Source organism: Mycobacterium mantenii (genome assembly GCF_001667865.1).
Lineage (GTDB): Bacteria > Actinomycetota > Actinomycetes > Mycobacteriales > Mycobacteriaceae > Mycobacterium > Mycobacterium mantenii_A.
The window spans coordinates 1-955 of sequence record NZ_LZJP01000018.1 but is presented as its reverse complement, the minus strand read 5'-3'; the positions used below and the strand labels follow the sequence as shown (position 1 = coordinate 955).

1 protein-coding gene is annotated in these 955 nt (G+C 70.1%); it reads right to left on the bottom strand.

Annotated elements, in window-relative coordinates; translation table 11 throughout:
- A partial coding sequence (locus tag A5688_RS03240; RefSeq protein WP_165607447.1) for an amino acid adenylation domain-containing protein occupies nucleotides 1-955 on the bottom strand: 955 nt, incomplete at both ends.

Here is a 955-nt window from a genome sequence, read left to right as displayed (position 1 = left end):
TCGCCGGTGCGATACATCCGGGTGCCCGGTTCACCGAACGGACACGCCATGAACCGCGACGCGGTCAGCCCGGGCCGGCGCCAATACCCCACGCCGACGCCCTGACCGGCCAGATACAGCTCGCCGACCACCCCGGCGGGCACCGGGCGCAGCCACTCGTCGAGCACGAAGAACGCGGCCCCGGTTACCGGTGAGCCGATGGGTGGCGCGCCGAACCCTGCCGTCAGCGGCGAACTGTGCGACACCCACATGGTGGTTTCGGTGGGGCCGTAGACGTTGACCATCACCCGGCCCGGTGCCCAGCGGTCCACCAACTCCGGCGGGCAGGGCTCGGCCCCGATCACCAACGCCGTGCCGTCCAGCCCCTCGGTGGGCAAAAGACCGACCGCCGAAGGGGTTTGGGTCAACACCGTGACGCCCTCACCCACCAGCAGGGCGTGGAACTCCTGCGGGGAACGGGCCACCGCATCGGGCACCACCACCAGGCACCCGCCGTGCAGCAGCGCCCCCCAGATCTCCCACACCGAAAAGTCGAACGCATACGAATGGAACTGGGTCCACACCTGCTGGTCCGACAACGCGAAACCGAGCCGCAGGTCATCGAAGAGCTGCGCGACGTTGTGCTGGGTGACCGCAACACCTTTGGGCACACCGGTGGTGCCCGAGGTGTAGATGATGTGCGCCAGGTCGGTGGGCGCCGGCGCCGGCGGTGCGGTGCTGGGTTGGGTCGCGATCGCCGGGTCGGCCACGTCGATCACACTCAGCTCGAAGCCCTCGAACCGTCCGGCCAGGTCGGCGGTGGTGATGGCGGCCCTCGGCGCGGCGTCGCGCAGCATGAACTCCACCCGGGCCGCCGGCAGTGCGGGGTCGATCGGCAGATACGCCGCCCCGGACTTGAGCACCGCCAGGATCGCCACGATCGCCTCGGCCGAGCGCGAAAACAGCAGCGCGACAA